Raw genomic sequence first — 21,642 nt, 5'->3', positions numbered from 1 at the left:
TGTTGTGTAAGAATTGGAGGCGACTCGCTTGATTTCAAGTGCTCTCACACCTTTCAAAGAGAGAAAGATGCGTCATAGCTACTGTAACCTGTTTTCACGATCGCTGTCGCGCATGGCGCATTAACACTTTATTATTTTCGTGCAAATGCCGTTGAATTGGCAGTCGGCGCCGCATTATCTCTGCGGCGCCTTAATATGCACTTAATTCAGCCGAAATCGTTACTTGCTCGGCGTGCGTGCAAACGGATTTTTACCCGTGCGCAGTTCAATGCGCAGCGGCGTGCCGACCAGGGCAAATGTATCGCGGAAATGTTTTTCCAGATAACGCTTGTATGGATCGCCAACGGCGTCGAGCGCATTGCCGTGTATCACGATCACAGGCGGGTTCATGCCGCCCTGGTGGGCATAGCGCAGCTTCGGACGAATCGAGCCTTTGCGGCGTGGTTCCTGTTTCTCCACAGCCTCGATCAAGGCGCGCGTCAGCTTCGGCGTCGACAGGTCGCACATGGCGGCTGCATACGCGGCGTTGAGCGACTTCATCAATGGACCGATGTTGGTGCCCTTCAGCGCCGAAATGAAATGCATTTGCGCGAACGACAGGAAATCGAGCTTGCGGTCAATATCGATCTTGATTTCATCGCGTTCGTGCGATTGCAAGCCATCCCACTTGTTCACGGCCACCACCAGCGCACGGCCCGATTCCAGAATGAAGCCGGCGATATGCGCGTCTTGTTCGGAAATATCCTGCTGCGCGTCAAGCATCAGCACCACCACGTTGGCCTCGGAAATCGACTGCAGGGTTTTCACCACCGAGAATTTCTCGATCGCTTCAAACACCTTGCCGCGGCGGCGGATACCGGCCGTGTCGATCAGCGTGTATTGCTGGCCATCGCGCTCGAACGGAATCTCGATCGAGTCGCGCGTCGTACCCGGCATGTCGAATGCGATCACGCGCTCTTCGCCCAGCAGGGTGTTGATGAGCGTCGACTTGCCCACGTTCGGACGGCCCACCAGGGCAATCTTGATGCCGCGGTCCGTCTTTTCCAGCTCTTCAGGCTCATCAGGACGCTGCGCAAAAGCGAGGTCCAGCATCACTTCGACGAGGTCGTTGACGCCGTCGCCGTGCGCCGACGAGATCGCATACGGATCGCCCATGCCCAATTCATAGAATTCGGACACGACGGCCGTATAGCGCATGCCTTCGCTTTTATTGACTACCAACAAGACCGGGCGTCCGCTCTTGCGCAGGAAGTCAACGATGGTCTTGTCATGCGGGGTCAGGCCTTGGCGGCCGTCCACGATGAAGACCACCACGTCGGCCTCGGCCACGGCCTGCTTGGTCTGCAGTGCCATCTGGTGCATGATGCCTTCCTTGGCGACGGGTTCGAAACCACCCGTATCGATGACCAGGAAGGGACGTTCGCCGACACGGCCTTCGCCATAGTGACGATCGCGCGTCAACCCAGGCAAATCCGCCACCAGCGCATCGCGCGAGCGGGTCAGACGATTGAATAAAGTCGATTTCCCAACATTGGGTCGACCTACTAGTGCAATTACCGGCTTCATTGTATTACTCGACCGCGAGAGCGGTCACTGTCCCTGATTGGGTTTGAAAAATCAAATTCGAACCGGCAACAACGGGAGCCGAAACAATCGGGCTACCGTCGGTACTGACACGACCTATTAATGCGCCATCTTCCCGTGACAGGAAGTGGATATAACCTTGATAGTCACCGACGGCGACGCTGCGGCCAAAGGAGGCCGGCGTCGACAGACGGCGGCGCGCCAGCGCCTCATTCTTCCAGGCGCTCTGACCGGCTTCGCGGCCGAACGCCACCACCGAGCCCTGGGCGTCAGCGGCAAACACGAAACGCTGGTCGACGGCCACGCCCACATCGGACGAGATCGGCTTGGTCCAGCGGGGCACGCCCGTGGCGGCATCGAAGCAGCCCACCTTGCCCTGGTACGTGACGGCGCACACTTCGCCCTCGAACACCACCGGCGTGCCGGCGATGTCGGAGACGCGCTCCAGTTCGGTGGCGCCGCGCGGTTCGCTGACGACGATCTCCCAGCGTACCACACCGGTGGCGGCCGTCAGTGCCAGCAGCTTGCCGCCTGGCTGGGCCACGTAGACATTCGCGCCACCCATCACCATGCCCGGCGCATTGCGCAGGGTCAGTGCCGGCGTGGCGCGCTGCACCGTCCACTTGCGCTCGCCCGTCTTGGCATCGAAGCCGACGATGCGGTTGTCCACGCTGCGCACTACGACCACGCCCTGTCCGACTACAGGCGGGGTCAGCACTTCGCTGGACGCCTGCGCCTTCCACAGTTGCTTGCCATCAGTATCAAAGGCCAGCACGGCGCCCTTGGCAGCGCCCACGGCCACCAGCGCGCCATCGCTACCGGCGCTGGAAGTGATGTCGCTGCCGGCCTTGATGCGCCACGTTTCACGGCCGCTGGCCGCATCCAGGCGCGCCAGCGCGCCATCGGCATTGACCACGTACAGGCTGTTGCCGGCCAGCGCAGGCGTAAAGGCGTACACGCCGGCCTTGCCGATCGAATACTTCCAGGCGTCGCGTACGGCAATGCTCGATTTTAACTCGACCAGCTTGGCCGGTTCGACTTTCGGGTCTTTGGAGGCAAACGGGTTCCAGGACGAGCAACCGGCCATCAGGGCCAACAGACTTGCAGCTACCAGCTTTTCAGTGACACGCATAAGTGTTATCCAACCTTTTTCTTGTACTTGTAAGGGCAAGGCAGGCGGCGCAAAACGCCGCATGGCCGAACCATCAGTGTTCCTGTCAGGCGGCGGCCTTCTCAGCCTTGGCCTTGTCTTCCGGTACCGTGCCGCCAATCGCCTCCAGTTTGACCTGAATCAATTGACGACCTGGATTATTCTTGTCCGTCGCGGCCAGCGCGGCCTGGTAGGCCGTGCGGGCATCGGCCAGCTTGTTTTGCGCCACCAGGATATCGCCCTTGCGGTCGGCCACGGCGCCGGCAAATTGCGCTACGCTGGCCGTCGCCAGCACTTTCAACGCTTCATCGTAGGCTTTCTCGTCCAGCAGGACACCCGCCAGGCGCAGCTTGGCCATGGCCTTGTACTCTTCCGTGCCATGCTCGGCTACCCATTGCAGCTGGGTCTTGGCCGTCTTCAGGTCATTCGCGTCAAACGCCACTTTGGCTGCGGCCAGCGCGCTCATCTGCGCATACGCCGTGCCGCTGAAACGCGATTGCATGTCGCCGGCCGCGCGCATCACCTTGGCGGTGTCCTTGGCGGCGATGGCGTTTTGCAGTTCGTCGTACAGCTGGCCCGCTTGCGCAGCTTGCGTGCGCTGGTAGTACTGCCAGCCAGCCCAGCCGCTATAGCCTGCCAGCGCCACGATCAGGACCCAGGAGGTCAGATTGCCATTGCGCTGCCACCAGGCCTTGAGGGTTGCCAGTTGTTCTTGTTCTTCGTGATCGTATGCCATGGGTCGTCAGTTTTAATGAGTAGTTGATCGAGGGTAGTACGGTCTTGCTTCAAATCAATGGTGGTGATGCACGTGACCGCCAGGACCGTGGTCGTGGCCGCAATCATGGTCACCGATGATCTGGTCCACCACGTAATCGACGACATCGTCGAACGGTACCGTGTTTTGCTGCGCGCCCGCATCGGCTTCGCGCATGGCTTTCACCGTAGCGACATTGTTGGCGATTTCATCATCGCCCATGATCACGGCAAACGCCGCACCGCTGGCATCGGCCTTTTTCATTTGCGTCTTGAAGCTGCCGCCGCCGTTGCTCGCTGCGCAATGTAGCACAACGTCGAGGCCCGCATCGCGAATCCGTTCGGCCAGCACGAAGGCTTGCAAGCCTGCCTGCTCGCCCTGATGCACCAGGTAGACGTCGCACTGGGCCGGCGCTTCCGGTTCGGCCGCATCCTTCATCAGCAGCACCAGACGTTCGACGCCCATGCCGAAACCGACGGCTGGCGTCGATTTGCCACCGAACATTTCCACCATGCCGTCATAGCGGCCACCGGCGCACACCGTGCCTTGCGCACCCAGCTTGTCGCTGACCCACTCGAACACTGTGCGGTTGTAGTAATCGAGGCCACGCACCAGGCGTGGATTGATGGTGAACGGGATATTGTTGTGATTCAAGATCTTCTGCACGCCGTGGAAGTGGGCCAGCGATTCCTCGCCCAGGTAGTCCAGCAGCTTCGGTGCACCATTCACCAAGTCCTGCATGGCAGGGTTCTTGGTATCGAGGATGCGCAGCGGATTGCTATGCAGCCGGCGCTTGGCTTCTTCGTCCAGCAGCTCGCTATGGCTCTCCAGATAGGTGATCAGGTCGGCGCGGTGGCGCAGGCGCTCGGCCGCGTCGCCGATCGAGTTCAGTTCCAGGCGGATGCCTTCCAGGCCCAGGTCATCCCACAGGCGGCGCGACAGCATGATGATCTCGGCGTCGATATCCGGGCCCGTGAAACCGATGGCTTCCACGCCAAACTGGTGGAACTGGCGGTAGCGGCCTTTTTGCGGGCGCTCGTGGCGGAACATCTGACCCTTGTACCACAGGCGTTTCGGACCTTCGTAGACGAGGTTGTGCTCGACCACGGCGCGCACCACGCCAGCCGTGCCTTCCGGACGCAGGGTCAGGTTGTCGCCGTTCATCGAATCGGTGAACGAGTACATTTCCTTTTCCACGATATCGGTCACGGCGCCGATGGCACGCGCGAACAATTTCGTTTCTTCCACGATCGGCGTACGGATTTGCTGGAAACCATAGCTTTGCAGCACGGATTGCGCCGTATTTTCAAACAATTCCCACAGCGGGGCGTCGGCAGGCAGCACGTCATTCATGCCTTTCACGCCGGTGATCTTATCTGCTTTTTTATTTTCGGACATAGTGTTCTCTTTAACTTGATTGTCGGATTACGCGCGTAGCGCTAATCCGACCTACGCTGCTGCGCCATAATGGCTTTTAACATAACTGAGGACGATGTCCTGGAATTCCTCGACGATGCGTTCGCCGCGCAAGGTAACGACTTTTTCGCCATCGACAAACACGGGCGCGGCCGGCGACTCGCCCGTACCGGGCAGGCTGATGCCGATATTCGCATGCTTCGATTCGCCGGGGCCGTTGACGATGCAGCCCATGACGGCCACGTTCATCGCTTCCACACCCGGATACGATTTTTTCCATTCCGGCATCTGCTCGCGCAGATACGTCTGGATGTTGTCGGCCAATTCCTGAAAGGTGGTCGACGTCGTGCGGCCGCAACCTGGGCAGGCGATCACCATGGGTGCGAACTTGCGCAAGCCCATGGTTTGCAAAATTTCCTGGCCGACGATGACTTCACGCGTGCGGTCGCCGCCAGGTTCTGGCGTGAGCGAGATGCGGATGGTGTCGCCGATGCCCTCTTGCAGCAGCACGGACAGGGCCGCCGTCGAAGCGACGATGCCCTTGCTGCCCATGCCCGCTTCCGTCAGGCCCAGGTGCAGCGGATAGTCGCAGCGCTGGGCCAGCTCGCGGTACACGGCGATCAAATCTTGCACACCAGAAACCTTGCACGACAGGATGATCTTGTCGCGCCCCAGGCCCAGCTCTTCGGCCCGCACGGCGTTCTCAATCGCCGACGTCACCAGCGCTTCATACATGACGGCTTGCGCCGGCCACGGTTCGGCGCGGCCTGCATTTTCATCCATGATGCGCGCCAGCAAGGCTTGATCCAGGCTGCCCCAGTTCACGCCGATGCGCACCGGTTTATCGTACTTGCAAGCCGCTTCGATCATTTGCGCGAATTGCGTATCGCGCTTGGCGCCCTTGCCCACGTTGCCCGGATTAATACGGTACTTCGACAGCGCGCGCGCGCAATCGGGGTAGTCGTTGAGCAAGGTATGGCCGTTGTAATGGAAGTCACCCACCAGCGGCACGTCGATGTCCATCTTGTCGAGCTGCTCGCGGATATACGGTACGGCCGCAGCTGCTTCCGGACGGTCCACGGTCAGGCGCACCAGTTCCGAACCGGCACGCGCCAGTTCCTTGATCTGGATCGCCGTGCCGATGGCGTCAGCCGTATCGGTGTTCGTCATCGACTGCACCACCACGGGGGCGTCGCCGCCTACCCAGATCTGGCGCTGGCCGTGCACGATCAGCACCTTGCGGCTGTCACGCCGGCCGGAAGGACCGGAGCCGATCGCTGTTTTCGAGGTAGCCATAATATTATCTTCTGAGTTTGCTTGAACGATTACTGCGCTTATTTGATGCTGACACGGGAAATCGTGCCACCCGCAACGGTCGGCAGGTCCAGCTTGGCACCGCGCAAAGTTGCCTGCACGACACCTGGCTTGCCCACCACCAGGGTGGCCGGGCCCGTGATATCAAACGTTTCCGTGCTGCCAGCCTTGACCATGCGCGAAATCAGCGGCGTGCTGCCAGGGCGGCGAATCTCGACCCACGAATCCTGCTCCACCTTCAACACCAGCGCATTCGCGCCCACGGCAGCGGGGGCCTCGGCCGGCGCAACGGCAGCCGTCGTCGCTGGCGGCGTCGCAGGCACAGCGGCAGGCGCCGAAGCCACGCTGGTGGCAGGCGCGCCCGTCTGCGTATCGTTGCCTGGCGGCGGCGGCACGGAAATCAGCGGCACGGACGGCGTCTGCACGGGCGTCAAGTCCTGGCCCGGCTTGATCAGGGTTGTTTCCACGGGGCCCACGTCCGCATGTGCCACTTCTTTCTCGGCGTGCGAGGACAGCAGGCTGGCTGGCACATAGCCGAGCTTGTAGGCGCCAAAGGCTGCCGCCACGACGACAGCTACGGCGCCGGCGATCCAGAGGGGAGTCTGGTTCGACGAGCGCTGCGTCATCGACGGGAAGCGCGATTCGGAAAACGTGGCGGAAATTTCACGCCGCACGGGCGCGGCCGGGTCTTGCGCCGGCGCCGGATGGACTTCGATCATGGCCACCAGCGGCGCCGCGTCGAGGCGCACCACCTTGGCATAGGCGCGCACGAAACCGCGCACCACGGCCACGTTCGGCAAGGCCGCCATGTCGCCCTCTTCCAGCGCGATCACCTGGCGTGGCGCCAGCTTGAGCTGGTCGGCCACCTGTTCCACAGGCCAGCCCAGCGCTTCGCGCTGCGCCTTCAACTGTGCGCCTGCCAACGCAAGATTGCCCTGGGGCTGCTGCTGAGGCGTTTCTGCCCACTCTGAATTCATTGGTATCCCTGTCTCACTCATCAAACGCCCCATTTTGATAAGCAGCATATTCGGGGGAGCCGGAATGGTGGTTGCGCAAATGCGCCCCCAGGCCAGCTTCCGCACCCGCATCCCCGAGCTTATGCTGCACCTTGATCCCGAGCCACAGCACATCGGCCGTCTGGCTCTCCATTGTCGCTACTTTACCGAGCCGCTCAAGGTAATGAGCCGCTTGCCGGTAGTCTTGCTGTTGGTAATACACGCGCACCAAGCCGGCATAGGTCATTGCCGCAGCAGGTGCGATGCGCTCCGCCTTGAGCCAGTAGTCAGCGGCGCGCGGGTAATCTTTCATCATCAGGCTGCACGCCGCTGCATTCTGCAGCGCAAGTTCAGGCGTGCCATAGGCCACATCTTGCAGTGCGGCATCGAAATATGCCAACGACTGCGCCGCGCGCCCGGTCTGGCACAGAAACTGGCCATAATTATTGCTCAACTCGGGATTGTGGGGCGCGAGGCGCAATGCGTAAAGAAAATCTTTTTCAGCAGCCACAGGTTGGCGCAGGGCGGCAAAAATCAGGGCGCGCATGCCGCGCACCTGGGCGTTGTCCGGCACCAGCCGCACCGCCTGCTCTGCCTCGGCCAAAGCCACCACAAACTGGTCTTGCATATAATAGGCGCTGGCCAACTGCAAGCGCAAGGCGGCGCGCTGCTCGACAGATGCGGCTTGCTCCTTGTTTGCGGTGGAAGCACAGCCGGCCAGCAGCACGCCCAGGCTGACAACAGCCACGGCAAGTGCGCCAGGATAAGCCATGCCTCCCCGCATCAGGAGCGAATCTCCACGATCTTGCCGAAATTGGCACCAAATTTCTGTTGATACTCGGTCATCTTTTCCATGCGCTCCTGCACCCGCGTGCGGTCCTTGACCTCGCCCGCCAGCTGACCGCAAGCCGCATCGATATCGTCGCCGCGCGTTTTGCGCACGGTGGTGATGATGCCGCCATCCATCAGCACCTGGGCAAACGCCTTGATGCGCGGGTTTTTCGAGCGGAACAGGCCCGACTCGGGGAAGGGATTGAAGGGAATCAGGTTGAACTTGCAGTTCACGCCGAACTCGCGGTCTTGCACCAGCGCCAGCAGTTCGCGCGCGTGCTCGTCGCTGTCGTTGACGCCGTCGAGCATACAGTATTCAAACGTGATGAAATCGCGCGGGGCGAATTCCAGGTAACGTTTGCAGGCCGCCATCAATTCCTTCAGCGGGTATTTCTTGTTCAGTGGAATCAAACCGTCGCGCAAGGCGTCGTTCGAGGCGTGCAGCGAGACGGCCAGGGCCACCGGCACTTCCTGCGACAGCTTGTCCATCATCGGCACCACGCCCGAGGTCGACAGGGTCACGCGGCGGCGCGACAGGCCATAGGCATTGTCGTCGAGCATCAATTTCAGGGCCGTGACGGTCGGTTCAAAGTTCAGCAGGGGCTCGCCCATGCCCATCATCACCACGTTGGTGATCTGGCGCTCACCTTTCGGGCCCGGCTCGATGCCCTTGGTGCGGCGCAATTCGAATTCCGCCATCCACAGCTGGCCGATGATTTCGCCAACGCTGAGGTTGCGGTTGAAGCCTTGCTTGCCCGTCGAGCAGAAACGGCAGTTCACGGCGCAGCCGGCCTGGGTCGAGATGCACAAGGTGCCGCGATTTTCTTCCGGAATGAACACGGTTTCCACGGCATTGCCGTTGCCCACGTCAACCAGCCACTTGCGCGTGCCATCCGTCGATGTGTGGTCGCTGATGATGGCCGGGGCGCGCACTTCGGCGCGCGTGGCCAGCTTGTCGCGCAGCGACTTGGCCAGGTCCGTCATGGCGTCGAAGTCGGAGGCGCCGAACTGATGTATCCAACGTTGCAATTGTTTCGCACGAAACGGTTTCTCTCCCAACTCGGCGCAGTAGGCGATGAGTTGCGCGGGATCGAGGTCCAGCAAGTTGGTGAGGGTCGTCGTATTCATGATCATGTCTATTCTAAAAATCCGTCCCCGCGCGCATCAGGAGCAAAAACTCCACAGCGCAGCGGGAACAGGGGGTGATAAGTTATTTCACAGATAACGCCAGGAAATAACGTTATCTAAGGCAATTAAGCCTTCAGTTCTGGGAAGAAGTAAGCGATTTCCACTTTAGCAGCTTCGACAGCGTCGGAACCGTGTACGGCGTTAGCGTCGATCGAATCGGCGAAATCGGCGCGGATCGTGCCTTTTTCTGCTTTCTTCGGATCGGTCGCGCCCATCAGGTCACGGTGGGCCAGAACGGCGTTTTCGCCTTCCAGGGCTTGGATCATGACTGGACCCGAAACCATGAAGTCGACCAGATCCTTGAAGAAGCCGCGCTCTTTGTGCGCTGCGTAGAAGCCTTCAGCTTGTTCGCGCGACAGTTGGGTCATGCGTGCTGCAACGATTTTCAGGCCAGCGTTTTCAAAACGGGTGTAGATTTGACCGATTACGTTTTTTGCAACTGCGTCTGGTTTGATGATCGACAGGGTGCGTTCGATTGCCATGTGTGAAAACTCCAATAAAAAGTAAGGTTTAAAACGGTAAATTGATAACTCAATCAACCTTTGATTTTACCATACTCCACCCCATATCACCCAGACAGGCAGGGGGCGTCTTGCCGCCCTACCCCTGTTTAATGAAATCTTAAGCTGCTTTTTTGGCAAATTCCGACCCTCATGCTATCCTTGGGTAAAGCAGTAATTTGAATTGACAACACGGAGGCACTATGAATCAGAACATGCAACGCACCTTTGACCTGTCGGGGGGCATGCAGCAAGTCCGCCACCAGGTCTTGCGCAACACTTACTGGCTGCTGGCACTGTCCATGATACCGACCGTGCTGGGCGCCTTCATCGGCGTGCAAATGCACTTGCCGATGCTGAGCGGCGGCATGGGTTTCATCATCTTCATGGCAGTCGCATTCGGCTTCATGTATGCGATTGAAAAAACCAAGAACTCGGGCCTGGGCGTCGCCGTCCTGCTGGGCTTTACCTTCTTCATGGGCCTGATGCTCACGCCTATCCTGACGCGTACGCTCGGCTACTCGAACGGCGGCATGCTGATCATGACGGCATTCGGCGGTACGGCCACCATCCTGGCCGTGATGGCGACCATCGCCACGGTCTCGAAGCGCGACTTCTCGGCCATGGGAAAATGGCTGTTCGCCGGCGTGATCGTGCTGATCCTGGCGTCGGTGGCGAACATCTTCCTGGGCCTGTCGGCACTGTCGATCGTGATCTCCATGGTCGCCATCGCCATCTTCTCGGCTTACATCCTGTATGACGTGCAGCAAATCATCAATGGCGGCGAGACCAACTACATCTCGGCCACCCTGCGCATCTACCTGGACGTGTACAACATCTTCACCAGCCTGCTGTCCTTGCTGGGCTTCGCCGGCGGCAGCCGCGACTAAGCGCTGATGCAAAAACGCCCCGGGCGGCGTTGCAGCACCTGGCCCTGAACGTTTTATGCGCCTGGGCATGAAAATAAAAGCCGACCCTCGGGTCGGCTTTTTTACGCCTGCAGTCTCTACTTGATCTTCTCCGCCGCCGCCGACAGGCAGGCGCGGGCACGGTCCAACGTCGGGTTGTCGCGCTGGGCCGCATACACGGCGTAGGCGGAATGCGAGAATTCGGGCGCGTCACGCACGCGGTGCAAGAGTCCTGCATCGAGGTAAGGTTGCGCGCTGCCAATGCGAAAGTAACTGGCGCCACCCACTTCCAGCAAGTACACGAGGGCCAGCGGCCCCAGCGAGATCGACACGGGCGGGCTGCTCAACTCAGGATACGCCGCCTGGTGGTTGGCCGCGAAGCTGGGCCCCCAGTCAACATACACATACGTATCAACATGCATCTGCCCGTCGGCGCGCGTGGTCACCATCACCAGCTTTTCCTCGGCCAGCAATTCGCTGGCCAGGCCCGGGCGCTGCGGCGGGTTGTACAGCACGGCCAGGTCGAGTGAGCCGTCGTGCACGGCGTCGAGCAAGCGCGCAGGACTGTCGACTTCCGCACGCAAGGCGATCTTGGGGCAATCGCGGCTCATGCGTATCAACCAGTCGCCCAACAGCGGCTGCCACAAACTCAATTCGCAGCCGATGCTGACAGCGTCGTCGCGCCCCGGCGGCAAGGCCACCTGGTGGCGGGCCCTTTCCCACACCTGCACCATGGTGGCCGCATGGCGCATGAAGCGCTCGCCGGCCGAGGTCAGGCGGGCGCCCGCCTTATTGCGTACGAACAACTGGCGCCCCAGCTGCTGCTCCAGGGTACGGATGCGGGCGCTCACGGCGGTCTGCGTCACGTGCATGCGTTCGGCCGCCATGTTGAAGCTGCCGCAGGAAGCCACTTCCAGGAAGGTGCGCGCTTGATTGATATCCATCAAGCCATGATATCAGCTGCCGCACATATCAACTGACACGCTCGTAGCCGCCCAGCACGCCCTGCTTCGATAGCACCCATTGCCACAGTTGCAAGTCGCGCGCGCGGAAGGCGCCCGCACACGACAGCAGATAATATGACCACATGCGATGGAAGCGCTCGCCCAACTGGGCGGAAAACCGCGGCCACGCCTGCTCGAAATTCGCATGCCAGGCCATCAGGGTCTGGTCGTAGTCAGCGCCGAAGTTGTGCAAGTCCTCGGCCACAAATAAATCGTCCATGGCGTCGCCGAGCTGCCCGATCGACGGCAAGTCGCCATTCGGGAAAATGTATTTGTCGATCCACGGGTCGCACGCGGATTGGCGCTTGTTCTTGCCGATGGTATGCAGCAGGAACAGGCCATCGTCTTCCAGGCAGCGGTGCGCCACTTCCATGAAGGTGCGGTGGTTCTTGTGCCCCACATGCTCGAACATGCCGATGCTGACGATGCGGTCGAATTTTTCATTGAGGTCGCGGTAGTCCTGCAGGCGGAAATCCAGGTGCTCGCCACCCGGCATGGCGCGCGCATACGCGGCCTGCTCTTTCGAAATCGTTACGCCCACGCACTGCACCGCGTATTTTTCCACCGCATAACGCATGAAACTGCCCCAGCCGCAGCCGATGTCGAGCACGCGCATGCCCGGCTCCAGCCTGAGCTTGCGGCAGATCAAATCGAGCTTGGCTTCCTGCGCCTCGGCCAGGTTGCTGGCGTCCTTCCAGTAGCCGCAGGTGTAGGTCATGCGCGGGTCGAGCATGGCCGCGTAGAAGGCGTTGCCCAGGTCGTAGTGCTCCTTGCCCACCATCCACGCGCGGCGCTCCGTCTGCAGGTTGAACAGGCGCGCAGTCAGCGCGTGGAAGACCAGGCGCATGGGCCGCACGTCGTCGGCTATCCTGGCGCGCAGCAGATGGCAAAAGAATTCATCCAGCTGGCTCGCATCCCAGTCGCCGTCCATGTACGCTTCGCCCAGACCCAGGTTGCCGCTGGCGAAAGCCCGTTCGGGTACGCCAGGCTTGCGCAGCTGCATGTCCCATGCGGCGCGGCCATTCAAATGGATGCCGGCCCTGGCCAGCAATTCGGCCGCTTCGCGGGTCAGCCGCGTGTCGAGCCGGAGTCCGGCACTACCTGCCGGTGTTTGTCGCAACTGCCTGCCTGCTTGTGTCGTGTGCTGCGTGTTCATGCCCTGCCGCCTCCAGATGGTTGTCGGTGCTGGCGCGCGCCGGCAAGTCCACTCAGAGGCCCGGCGGCGCACCAGCAATAAAATTATCTACCCCTCATCCGCATCTGGATAATGAAACATCATGACCATTCATATCAAAAATTTTGCTGCAAAATGATTTGAATAAATTATTTGTGAAAACATTCCGCGCATGAAGCGCTCTGTAGCATGAAAAAAGCCGCCTGTATGGCGGCTGTTCGCGGCAAGTTCGCGCCATTCGGCAGCACGATCAAAAGTCGTGATTCGACGGATACTTACTATAAAAATCGTTATCCCATTTGAAATTGGTGAAGGCCACGGTAAGGGAAATATCCAGCGCCTCGACAAAATGCCAGCAGCCGACGGGCAGAAACAGGATTTCGCCCGGTGCCAGCACGCATTCGCGCACCTGCACGTCGGCCATCAGCGGATAGCGCTGCAAGTCGATGTCACGCCCGTCAACGGGGGTAAAACAGTGGCGCTGGTTGTATACGCGCGCCACCTCGCAGGCGGCCATGATGCGCAGACGCTTGCGCCCTTTCACCTGCGCCATGAAGTTGTTCGTCAGGTCGTGGTGGAATGGCGTCACCGTGCCGGCCGGTCCAAACCACAAAAAGCCCGTGGGACCGCCATCCTGCTTCAGGTATTCGGGCAGCTGGCCGATATCGCCCCACAGCTCGCGCAAGGCTTGCCGGTTCTGCGAATTATTGTTCGCAGTCATGTAGAAATCGTTGGTCGTGCCGCTGCTCTCGACCAGGCTGGCGTACTCGCCAAAGGCCATCTTGCGCTTGTGCGCCACGCTGTTCATTTCATACTGGGCGTCCGCTTCGCGGCCGAACTGCACTTCCACCTCGCGCTGCGCGTAATGTTCGCGGAAATAGGCCGGACTCCACTTGGCCATGGCGGGCCAGTCGTCCAGCATGCCCGTGATGATCACGGGTTGGTTGGTGGAATAGAACTCCGTTAAAAACGCTTGCGCGGACAGCCTCTCCCGGCGGGGAATCTCGGTCGGGCGCAGCTGGTTCAGCTTGCGCTGGATATCGATCACCCAGTCGCGCTTGGCCAGCCGGTTCGACAGGCGCACGGCGCCGGCAAGATACGGGCTGTGCAACGCAAGTTCGATTTCGCGGCGCGCCAGGGGCTCAGCGATGCCGGCCTGTTGCAGCACCGGCATCAGCGCCGACGGATGGCTGCCCAGCATGAGGTTTTCCGCGATCCAGCTGCGCCATTCGCGGCTCAGCTCCGCGTCTTGCTTCTGCTCCAGCTGCTTTGCTCCCAATGTCGATACCGCCGCCATCGTCCGTCTCCTGTGTCTTTATATAAATAAACGGCCGGACAGCATGACTATCCGGCCGCGTCTTACGCTACATCAACATTACCGCACCTTCCACACCTCGGTTGCCAGCACGCCATTCGCGTCGCCATCGAGTTCCCACGAGAACGCGCCGCGCAAGCCCTGGTCCTTGACGTATTTCACCTTGGTGCCGATGACGGTCGGGTCATCATAGCTCCACCACTGGCCGCCCGCGCCCGTGTACAAATACAGTTGCTTGGTTACGGGATGGTAGTAGCGCGCACCGGTTTTGGCGACGAGGATTTTATAGTCCTCGATGCCCGACTCGTACGTGCCCGGCGCCGTGCCCGTCGCCGCCTGGTACAGGCCATCGCCGTTCGGTCCCGGTGCCACGCCGGTCCAGCCACGGCCATAGAACGGTATGCCCAGCAGCAGCTTGTCGCGCGGCACGCCGGCGGCAATCATGTACTGCACCGCCTTGTCTCCCACGTATTCGCGCGCCATGCCCGTCGAAGGATCGGCAGGGTCGGCAAACAGCTGGGCATTGAAGTTGGTGCTGCTTTCCCAGCCGCCATGGAAGTCGTAGGTCATCAGGTTGATCCAATCCATGTACTGCGAGTACAGGGCCGGTTCCGTGTTGTCGATCTTGTCCTTGCCGGCACCAACGGCCGCCGTCAACAGGTAGCGCTTGCCGTTGGCGGCACCGAGCGCATCGAGCTGGCTGCGGAATTCCGCCATCAGCAAGGTGAAGTTGCGCTTGTCGTTGGGACTGACCGTGTTGTACGGCTGGCCGCCGCCCACCGGGTATTCCCAATCGATGTCGATGCCATCAAAGATGTTGGCAGCCGCACCCACGCCGCCGCGCCCGCCCTGCACCGGCAAATTGCCCTTGATGTAGATATCGATGCAGGAACGTACCATCTGCTTGCGCAGGGCATCCGTGGCCGAACCGACGGAGAAGTTCTTCGACCAGCTCCAGCCGCCCAGCGAGATGAACAGTTTGAGGTTCGGGTGCGCCGCCTTCAGTTTTTTCAGCTGCAGGAAGTTGCCCGACAGGGGAGCGTCCCATGGGATCGCCTGGCCATCGACGGTGCGCTTCGGCGTACGGATGTAGTCGGCTTCGGCATCGCCACCGGTGCCCGCGTCCGGCGCATTCGGATTCGTCGCGCCCGGCTCCGCCTTGGTGATCATGCCGCACTCGTAGCCGCCATTTTTCGGATAGATGTTGCCGAAGGCATAGTTAATAAAGGTCAACTTGTCGGCCACGCCGCTGGAATGCACGTTCGCCACTTCATAGTCGCGGCCATACACGCCCCACTGCGCGAAATAGGAGCCCACTTCGCGGCCCGTTGGTGTCGGGGTTGGCGTTGGCGTTGGCGTTGGCGTTGGCGTTGGCGTCGGGGTAGGAGTAGGCGTCGGGGTTGGTGTCGGAGTAGGCGTTGGGGTAGGCGTGGTGCTGCAGACCTCCTGGCTGGTCCATGGCTTGCCCGTGCCGGCGGCGCCGCTGCTGGTCGACGGGTTATTGCCCTGCGTCCAGTAGTTGGCGCGGTAATTCGTGCCGGCATAGCTGACGGTGGCGCCCGCGCTGTAAGCCGTGCCCGCCACCCACGCCAGCGCGCAGGTGCCGCCGGTTGGGATCGGCGTTGGCGTCGGGGTGGGCGTCGGGTTCGGCGTTGGCACCGGTGTCGGGGTGGGTGTCGGAGTCGGCGTCGGCGTCGGCGTCGGCGTGGTACCGCCATCACAGGTGCCGCCCGCGCTCCACAGGCTAGGCGTGGAGACGGGATTCCAACCCGAGCCCACGTGATCGGTCTGCGTTACCAGGGCCGTGTAGTTGGCGCCCAGGTAAGTGACCACCGTGCCGGCATTATAGGTGCCACCCTCTTGCCATGGCACGCAGGCGACTACCGTGCTGGCCGCCAGCAATTGCGAGCCGGCCGGCGTACTGGCGTCGCCGCCGCCACCGCAGGCCGCCAGCACGCCTCCACTGGCCAGACATACCATCATGTTCCTGATTGTTTTTTTAAGTATTAGATTTTCCACGCTGTCTCCTGTTCAGGTTTGCGGAGTGCCACTCTGCTTCGTCAATAACTACCCTTGATCTGTTTTTTGCAGTTGCAAGAACAGCATGCTGCTGAAAAAATAGGCGGTCAAGTGGTTTTAAAGTGGACTCAAAGTGGACAATACCACTCCGCGTAAAAAACGCGGCAGCCCAGGCGAACGGCATGTTGTCCTACTGGACAAACAAAAAACGACAGAGGGAGGATGAAAAAAGAAGCATGATCTGGAAAATACAGACCAGTTTTATAATACGGCGTAAGTGGTATTGCGCCAGTTTGTTGCGCCGCCAAACGCGGCAACGGCGGGTGCCTGCCTGGCCACCCGCCGTATTTTCAATGCTTATTGCGCCAGATCAAACACTGCCATCGATTCCACGTGCGAAGTGTGCGGGAACATGTTGACCACGCCCGCCTTGCTCAGCACATAGCCAGCTTCCAGCGCCAGGATGCCGGCGTCGCGCGCCAGGGTCGAAGGACTGCAAGAGACGTAGACGATGCGTTTCGGCAGCATGTCGGGACGCACTTGCGACAGGCCGACCAAGGCCTGGCAAAGGGCCATGGCGCCATCGCGCGGCGGGTCGATCAGGATGCGATCAAAACGGCCCAAGGCGATCAGGTCGTCGGTGGTGACTTCGAACAGGTTGCGCGTCGAGAACGAGGTCTTTTCCGCCAGGCCATTGGCCAGCGCATTTTCCAGCGCCCGCTCCGTCAGGGTAGTGCTGCCTTCGATGCCCACCACTGCGCTGCCTTGCGTAGCCAGCGGCAAAGTAAAATTGCCCAGGCCACAGAACAGGTCGGCCACGCGGTCCGTCGGCTGCACTTCCAGCAAACGCAGGGCTTTCGACACCAGCACGCGGTTGATGTGGTGGTTCACCTGGGTAAAATCGACAGGCTTGAACGGCATCTTGACGCCGAATTCCGGCAGCAAATAGTGCAATTGCTTGTCCAGCGGATAGAACGGCACGGCCGTTTCCGGGCCTTTGACTTGCAGCCACCATTGCACGCCATACTCGTCGGCAAAGGCCTTCAATTTCGTTTCATCGTCCGCCGTCAATGGCGCCATGATGCGCAAGACCATGGCGGTGACGTCTTCGCCCACGGCCAGCTCGATCTGCGGCATCTGGTCGAAGATCGACAGCGAAGCAATCAGTCCACGCAGCGGCAGCAGCATGGCGGAGATGTGCGGCGGCAAGATTTCGCAGCTATCCATGTCGGCGACAAACGCCGATTTCTTTTCATGGAAGCCCACCAGCACGGCGTCTTTTTTCTTGACGTGGCGCACCGACAGGCGCGCGCGGTAGCGGTAGCCCCAGGTCGGGCCATACATGGGGCGCATGATGCTTTGCGGACGCACCTTGCCGATATGCCACAAGTTATCTTCCAGCACGCGCTGCTTGATCGCCACCTGGGCCGACGGCTCCAGATGCTGCATGGAGCAACCGCCGCAATTGTCGAAATGCTTGCACTTGGGCGTCACGCGCATGGACGATTCGCGGTGCAGCGCCGTCATGCGGGCCATTTCCCAGTTCTTCTTTTTCTTGAACGTCACAAAGCTGACGCGCTCGCCCGGCAATGCGCCTTCGACAAACACGACCTTGCCCGGCGAGCCGTCTTCGTTTTCAATATGGCCAACGCCACGGGCGTCCATGTCGAGCGATTTGATTTCGATGATATTTTCTTGCATAGCGATCAATAGGTAAGAGTGGGCCAGGACGCAGGGCCGCGCTGGAACTTGAAAGAATGGGGGAAAGGTCAGGCGCCGCGAGCGGGGCGTATGATAGCAGATGCAGCCCCGGAAATACCGGACCGGGTACCTTAGAGCAGGGAGTCGCGCACCACGCCGCGCGCAGCCATGGCCCGCTTGAGCTTGATCAAGGCTTCCTGCTGGATCTGGCGCACTCTTTCACGCGTCACGCCCATTTCCTCGGCCAGGGTTTCCAGGGTGGCGGGGTCATCGTTGTCGAGACCGAAACGGCGCATGATGACCACGCGCTGCTTGTCGGGCAGCTTGGTCAGCCAGTCACGCACCAGCACCGTCATTTCATGGTGTTCCGCGCGCGCGTCGGGGCTGTCTTCGCTGGCGCCCGGCAGCATGTCCATCAGGGACGACTGCGGGTCGTTGTCAAGCGGCGCGTCGAGCGAGGTGGCGTGTTCGGACAGGGCCAGGATATCCTGCACCTCTTCCACGGGACGCCCCACCAGGTGGGCGATGTCTTCCGCAGTGGCATCCTTGCCGTCGTGGTGCTGGGCTTCCAGGTGGTATTTGCCGCGCAAAATTTGATTCAGTTCGCGCACCATGTGCACGGGCAGGCGCACCGTGCGCGCCTGGTTCATGATGGCGCGCTCGATGCTCTGGCGTATCCACCAGGTGGCGTAGGTGGAAAAGCGGAAACCGCGCTCGGGCTCGAACTTGTCGATGGCCCGCATCAGGCCGATGTTCCCCTCCTCGATCATGTCGAGCAAGACCACACCGCGGTTGATGTAATGCTTGGCGATCGACACGACCAGGCGCAGGTTGTGTTCGATCATGGTTTGCCGGGCTTCAAAATTGCCCTGCTTGGCCAGGGTGGCGTAATACACCTCTTGCGCCGCCGTCAGCAATGGCCGCGTGCCGATCTGGTTCAGGTAGTGCTGCGTGGTATCGGTCGACAGCTCGGCCGCCAGCACTTTTTTCAATTCATCGACACTTTCGACCAGCACGCTGACGCTGGCCACCTCGCCGCCCTCGCCCGCGTCAACGGCATCAATGCCGTCGAGTTCGCCGACATCGTCCGTCACGACTTCGTCCGCTCCGTCTTCCGGCAGTTCCGGCTCATCGTCCAGCTGATCGTGCGGCGCGTGTGTCATTGCTTTACCTAACGGTTAGGCAGGAATTTCGAAGGGTCGACAGGTTTGCCCTGCTGGCGGATTTCAAAGTGCAGCTTCACGCGGTCGGCATCGGAATCGCCCATTTCGGCGATGGCCTGGCCTTTGTTGACGTTCTGCCCTTCCTTCACCAGGATGCTGCGGTTATGCGCATATGCCGACAACAAGCTATTACTGTGCTTCACGATGACAAGATTACCATAACCACGGATTCCGCTCCCGGCATACATGACTTTTCCCGCGCCGGCGGCCACTACTTGCTGGCCCGCCTTGCCGGCGATATCGACGCCCTTGTTCTTGCCTTCGTCGAAAGTGCCGATGACCTTGCCTTCGGAAGGCCACATCCAGCTGATCTTGTCATCGCCAGCCGCTTGTGCGGCAGGGGCGGCGGCCACTACTGCCGGTGCGGGGGCCGCAGCGACGGGGGCAGGCGCCGGGGCAGGCTTGGCGTCGGTGGCGCCGCCGTCGGCGCGCAACTCGGCCAGGGTGGCGTCGGAATACGCGCGCTTCTCGCCGCGCGGCCCCGCTTTCTTCGGCACGACAGGGGCGGCCGGCTTGATTTCCGTGACAGGCGGCATGACGATGGCCGACGTTTGTGCGCCGCCCGTGTCGCCATTCGGCGGAAGCACGCGCAAGACCTGGTCGACCTTGATGTCGTTCGGGTTGCTCAAGTCATTCCAGGCCACCAGGTCGCGGTAATTCTGGCCGTGTTCCAGAGCGATGCGCAACAGGGTGTCGCCGCGCTTGACCGTGTAATAGGCCGGATCGCGGTCGCGCGGATCGCTGGCGGCGGCGCTGCTGCTCGATGGATGGCGCTCCACAACGGGCGCCTGGACACCAGTGGTGCCGCAACCGCTCAACAGAGCGGCCAGCGCGAGGCTGCAGAGGAATATGTTACTTTTCTTAATCATTCGCATGTATGTTTAGGTCCTGCTTGCTAGCTGATCCGAGGATCATATGATGCCCGGGCGCAAAGGCACGAAATGGCAGTCTTCCAGGGTCTGGCTGGTCCATTCCATTTTCCCCACCCGGGTAATGAGTTGTAAGTGTTGCAATTTGCCCCCCACCGGCGCAACCAGACGCCCGCCGGGCGCCAGCTGTTCCAGCAAGGCTTGCGGGACTTCCAGGCCGGCTGCGGCAAGGATGATCCCGTCAAAGGGCGCCGCCTGCGGCAGGCCAAGCATACCATCTCCGTACTGCAAACGCAGATTTGACACGCGCAGGGGGCGCAGATTGGCCTTCGCCAGCTCGTGCAAGGGCCGGATGCGCTCGATCGAATACACCTCTTTCGCCACCAGCGACAGCACCGCCGCCTGGTAGCCGCAGCCCGTGCCGATTTCCAGCACTCGCTGCAAGCTGCCGCCCTGGCGCATGACTTCGATCATGCGCGCCACGATATACGGCTGTGAAATGGTCTGGTGGTGGCCGATGGGCAATGAAGCGTCGATATAGGCCTGCGACGCCAGCGCCTCGTCCATGAACAGATGACGCGGCACGGCTTGCATGGCGTCGAGCACTACCTGGTCCTTGACGCCCTGTTTCGCGATGCGCACCACCATGGCCCGGCGCACGGCCTCCGACACCAGCGGGTTTTGCCGTGGCGGCGACAGTACCGCTGGCTGCGCCCGCTCATTGGCGATGGCCTGGGCGCGCGACGGCGCGATGGGCACGGCGGCACCATGGTGCGGCGCTCCGCCCCGCGCCGCGTTTTGCGCCGCATTCTGCGTGGCCGTCTGCGGTGTGGCGATCCTGGACTGGGCCAGCGACTGCCCCCCGCCCAGCCTGGCGGGCTTGCCTGCCAGCGAATCGAGGGAAAGGGGGAAGGTACGCGGCTTATCGGTCATGCCAGGCCTTTTGCCAGTGCATCGAGTTGGGTGGTATGCGTCAGGTCGATCTGCAGCGGCGTGATCGATACTTGTCCATGTTCAACGGCATGGAAGTCCGTGCCCGGACCGCCTTCCTTGGCAGCGCCGGCGGGGCCGATCCAGAAGATTTCACGGCCACGGGGATCGAGGGCGCGGATCACGGGCTCAGCCGAATGACGCTTGCCCAGGCGCGTGGCCACCATGCCTTGCAATTGCGCGTAAGGGATGGCGGGGATATTCACATTCAGCAAATACGGTTTCTGCAGGGCGTCAAACTGGCGCTCGACGATTTCCCTGGCCACGCGGGCGGCCGCGTCCAGGTTGGCCCAGCCAAACTGCGACTGGGAAAAGGCGATGGCAGGAATGCCGAACAGATAGCCTTCCGTGGCGGCCGCCACAGTGCCAGAATACAGGGTGTCGTCACCCATGTTGGGGCCGTTGTTGATGCCGGACACCACCAGGTCGGGCCGCTCGATGAGCATGCCCGTCAGCGCCACGTGCACGCAGTCGGTGGGCGTGCCGTTGACAAAATAAAAGCCGTTGGCGGCCTTGTGCACGGACAGGGGCCGGTCCAGCGACAGCGAATTGGATGCGCCCGAACGATTGCTGTCGGGCGCCACCACGACGATCTCGGCAATGGGCGCGAGCGCGTCGGCCAGGGCAGCCAGGCCAGGCGCCAGGTAACCGTCGTCGTTACTGATAAGAATTCTCATAAGCAGATTTTACCCGAAGCAATGCCAACA

Annotated in this window: 19 protein-coding genes; 1 reads left to right on the top strand and 18 read right to left on the bottom strand. The window is 61.1% G+C overall.

Annotation, left to right across the window (positions count from 1 at the left end; genetic code table 11):
- Window positions 1–219: 219 nt before the first annotated feature.
- The 9 genes from der to ndk all read right to left on the bottom strand — a co-directional run bounded on the left by der (window position 220) and on the right by ndk (window position 9,714).
- Window positions 220–1,566 (bottom strand): ribosome biogenesis GTPase Der, encoded by a 1,347-nt coding sequence (gene der, locus C8C89_RS11970; protein ID WP_034752028.1) that lies wholly within the window; start codon window positions 1,564–1,566, stop codon window positions 220–222.
- Between the two features lie 4 nt (window positions 1,567–1,570).
- Window positions 1,571–2,716 (bottom strand): outer membrane protein assembly factor BamB, encoded by a 1,146-nt coding sequence (gene bamB / locus C8C89_RS11965; RefSeq protein ID WP_101482166.1) that lies wholly within the window; start codon window positions 2,714–2,716, stop codon window positions 1,571–1,573.
- Window positions 2,717–2,801: 85 nt separating this feature from the next.
- Window positions 2,802–3,470, bottom strand: coding sequence for a tetratricopeptide repeat protein (locus C8C89_RS11960; protein WP_133990060.1), 669 nt, complete (start codon window positions 3,468–3,470; stop codon window positions 2,802–2,804).
- Between the two features lie 54 nt (window positions 3,471–3,524).
- The gene (gene hisS / locus C8C89_RS11955; protein ID WP_101482168.1) at window positions 3,525–4,886 is read right to left on the bottom strand and encodes a histidine--tRNA ligase; all 1,362 of its coding nucleotides are present in this window, start codon (window positions 4,884–4,886) and stop codon (window positions 3,525–3,527) included.
- Window positions 4,887–4,937: 51 nt separating this feature from the next.
- Window positions 4,938–6,200 (bottom strand): flavodoxin-dependent (E)-4-hydroxy-3-methylbut-2-enyl-diphosphate synthase, encoded by a 1,263-nt coding sequence (ispG, locus tag C8C89_RS11950; protein WP_101482169.1) that lies wholly within the window; start codon window positions 6,198–6,200, stop codon window positions 4,938–4,940.
- A 38-nt stretch (window positions 6,201–6,238) separates the two neighbouring features.
- Window positions 6,239–7,195: a helix-turn-helix domain-containing protein gene (locus C8C89_RS11945; RefSeq protein WP_101482170.1), complete on the bottom strand. Its 957-nt coding sequence runs from the start codon at window positions 7,193–7,195 to the stop codon at window positions 6,239–6,241.
- 13 nt (window positions 7,196–7,208) lie between these two features.
- A complete protein-coding gene (gene pilW, locus C8C89_RS11940; protein WP_243857986.1) occupies window positions 7,209–7,985 on the bottom strand; it encodes a type IV pilus biogenesis/stability protein PilW in 777 nt (258 codons plus the stop codon).
- 11 nt (window positions 7,986–7,996) lie between these two features.
- A complete protein-coding gene (gene rlmN, locus C8C89_RS11935) occupies window positions 7,997–9,172 on the bottom strand; it encodes a 23S rRNA (adenine(2503)-C(2))-methyltransferase RlmN (protein WP_034752035.1) in 1,176 nt (391 codons plus the stop codon).
- Between the two features lie 125 nt (window positions 9,173–9,297).
- The gene (gene ndk / locus C8C89_RS11930; protein WP_070223377.1) at window positions 9,298–9,714 is read right to left on the bottom strand and encodes a nucleoside-diphosphate kinase; all 417 of its coding nucleotides are present in this window, start codon (window positions 9,712–9,714) and stop codon (window positions 9,298–9,300) included.
- A 221-nt stretch (window positions 9,715–9,935) separates the two neighbouring features.
- Here ndk and C8C89_RS11925 point away from each other — a divergent pair, with 221 nt between their 5' ends.
- Entirely contained in the window at window positions 9,936–10,622 is a 687-nt protein-coding gene (locus tag C8C89_RS11925) for a Bax inhibitor-1/YccA family protein (RefSeq protein ID WP_101482172.1), read from the top strand.
- 116 nt (window positions 10,623–10,738) lie between these two features.
- Here C8C89_RS11925 and C8C89_RS11920 read toward each other — a convergent pair whose 3' ends face one another.
- The 9 genes from C8C89_RS11920 to surE all read right to left on the bottom strand — a co-directional run bounded on the left by C8C89_RS11920 (window position 10,739) and on the right by surE (window position 21,612).
- Window positions 10,739–11,584 (bottom strand): LysR family transcriptional regulator, encoded by an 846-nt coding sequence (locus C8C89_RS11920; protein ID WP_101482173.1) that lies wholly within the window; start codon window positions 11,582–11,584, stop codon window positions 10,739–10,741.
- Window positions 11,585–11,612: 28 nt separating this feature from the next.
- Complete coding sequence (gene cfa / locus C8C89_RS11915; protein ID WP_133990056.1) at window positions 11,613–12,800, bottom strand: cyclopropane fatty acyl phospholipid synthase; 1,188 nt, start codon at window positions 12,798–12,800, stop codon at window positions 11,613–11,615.
- A gap of 268 nt (window positions 12,801–13,068) precedes the next feature.
- Window positions 13,069–14,115, bottom strand: coding sequence for a cupin-like domain-containing protein (locus C8C89_RS11910; protein WP_133990054.1), 1,047 nt, complete (start codon window positions 14,113–14,115; stop codon window positions 13,069–13,071).
- Between the two features lie 78 nt (window positions 14,116–14,193).
- Entirely contained in the window at window positions 14,194–16,116 is a 1,923-nt protein-coding gene (locus C8C89_RS11905; RefSeq protein WP_243857985.1) for a glycosyl hydrolase family 18 protein, read from the bottom strand.
- 393 nt (window positions 16,117–16,509) lie between these two features.
- On the bottom strand, window positions 16,510–17,853 hold the full coding sequence (rlmD, locus tag C8C89_RS11900; RefSeq protein ID WP_101482176.1) for a 23S rRNA (uracil(1939)-C(5))-methyltransferase RlmD: 1,344 nt from the start codon (window positions 17,851–17,853) through the stop codon (window positions 16,510–16,512).
- A 131-nt stretch (window positions 17,854–17,984) separates the two neighbouring features.
- Window positions 17,985–19,016: an RNA polymerase sigma factor RpoS gene (gene rpoS / locus C8C89_RS11895; RefSeq protein WP_101482177.1), complete on the bottom strand. Its 1,032-nt coding sequence runs from the start codon at window positions 19,014–19,016 to the stop codon at window positions 17,985–17,987.
- 8 nt (window positions 19,017–19,024) lie between these two features.
- Window positions 19,025–19,945, bottom strand: coding sequence for a peptidoglycan DD-metalloendopeptidase family protein (locus C8C89_RS11890; protein WP_133990052.1), 921 nt, complete (start codon window positions 19,943–19,945; stop codon window positions 19,025–19,027).
- 42 nt (window positions 19,946–19,987) lie between these two features.
- Entirely contained in the window at window positions 19,988–20,878 is an 891-nt protein-coding gene (locus C8C89_RS11885) for a protein-L-isoaspartate(D-aspartate) O-methyltransferase (RefSeq protein WP_101482179.1), read from the bottom strand.
- On the bottom strand, window positions 20,875–21,612 hold the full coding sequence (surE, locus tag C8C89_RS11880) for a 5'/3'-nucleotidase SurE (protein WP_101482180.1): 738 nt from the start codon (window positions 21,610–21,612) through the stop codon (window positions 20,875–20,877). The genes C8C89_RS11885 and surE overlap by 4 nt, the downstream gene beginning before the upstream one ends.
- Window positions 21,613–21,642: the final 30 nt, after the last annotated feature.

It is taken from the genome of Janthinobacterium sp. 75, assembly GCF_004365495.1.
Taxonomy (GTDB): domain Bacteria; phylum Pseudomonadota; class Gammaproteobacteria; order Burkholderiales; family Burkholderiaceae_D; genus Janthinobacterium.
The sequence above is the reverse complement of the archived record's forward strand: the minus strand, read 5'-3'. Positions and strand labels throughout refer to the sequence as shown.